This window comes from Synechococcus sp. R5-12, from assembly GCF_047502655.1.
Classification (GTDB): domain Bacteria; phylum Cyanobacteriota; class Cyanobacteriia; order Thermostichales; family Thermostichaceae; genus Thermostichus.
The window spans coordinates 1-945 of sequence record NZ_JANSIM010000291.1 but is presented as its reverse complement, the minus strand read 5'-3'; the positions used below and the strand labels follow the sequence as shown (position 1 = coordinate 945).

General features: G+C 57.7%; 1 protein-coding gene. It reads right to left on the bottom strand.

Going from position 1 to position 945, the window contains the following annotated elements; all coding sequences use genetic code 11:
- Positions 1-192: 192 nt before the first annotated feature.
- Positions 193-831 carry a DUF2232 domain-containing protein gene (locus NW843_RS13495; protein ID WP_414523204.1) on the bottom strand — a complete coding sequence of 213 codons (639 nt, stop codon included), beginning with the start codon at positions 829-831 and terminating at the stop codon, positions 193-195.
- Positions 832-945: the final 114 nt, after the last annotated feature.

The following is a 945-nucleotide window of genomic DNA, read 5'->3' as shown; positions in this document are numbered from 1 at the left end:
ACTCCGTCCCGCTACCGCGAAAGGACTCCGTCCCGCTACCGCGATCGTAGCAGAGAACCTTCCAGTTCTTGCATTCCTGTAGCGTTGCATGGCAATAGGGTGGGACTTTTGCCAAGAACTCATTTGTCAAGATTTGTCAAGAACTCATTTGTAGAGCAGCTTGCTCTGCTCTTGTACAACTCACAGGGGCTGCTAATCCAGCAAAAACTGTACCCACTTCGGCGGGGGTGGCAGCGGGCAATGAAAGTGCTCCATCACCAGGGCGGCCACCAAATGCACCGTGAATACGTAGATGAGGGAATTGAAGGCAATAAATCCCACCACCACCACCTGAACCATCCAGGGTTCTGCCACCCAGTAGACGCCCCATCGGCTGAGGGACACATCCAGGAGCCAGTTGGTTAGGCCGGTAAGTTGAATGGTTACGTAGATCCAGAGGTTTTCCCCCACCAGTAGGGAGGAAAGCACCAACTGAAAGATCAAGCCCAGGGCGCTGAGCACAGCCCCGCTCACCACCGAGACGTACCAGGAAAGACGCTGCTGCCACAGGCGGGCACACCAATAGCCCAGCAGACCATAGGGAATGACATAGAGAATGCTGCGCGTGGGCCCTATCAGCACCGTCAGCAACAGGCCGGAGACCACCAGGGCCATTGCCCCTGTGCGGGGATCCCAGCGCATCACCGCCAGCGCCACCGGGATGGGGAAAAACAGGCGCATGAAAGGAGCTAGCGGCGTGTAGCTCAGGATCCAGATCAAGGCTGCCGTACTGGCCAAAAAAGCTGTCTCCACCACCCTCAAGGCCGGAGAACGGGAAGGGGGGGGAGGCAAGGGAGGAAAGTCATCCTGCACAGAAGGCTGAGGCGGCGGGGGCACATCCAGAAAAGCACAACTTTTCCCAGCTTAGCTTGTCGGGGTGTGGGGGTAGCTAAGCCCCGCACTGTA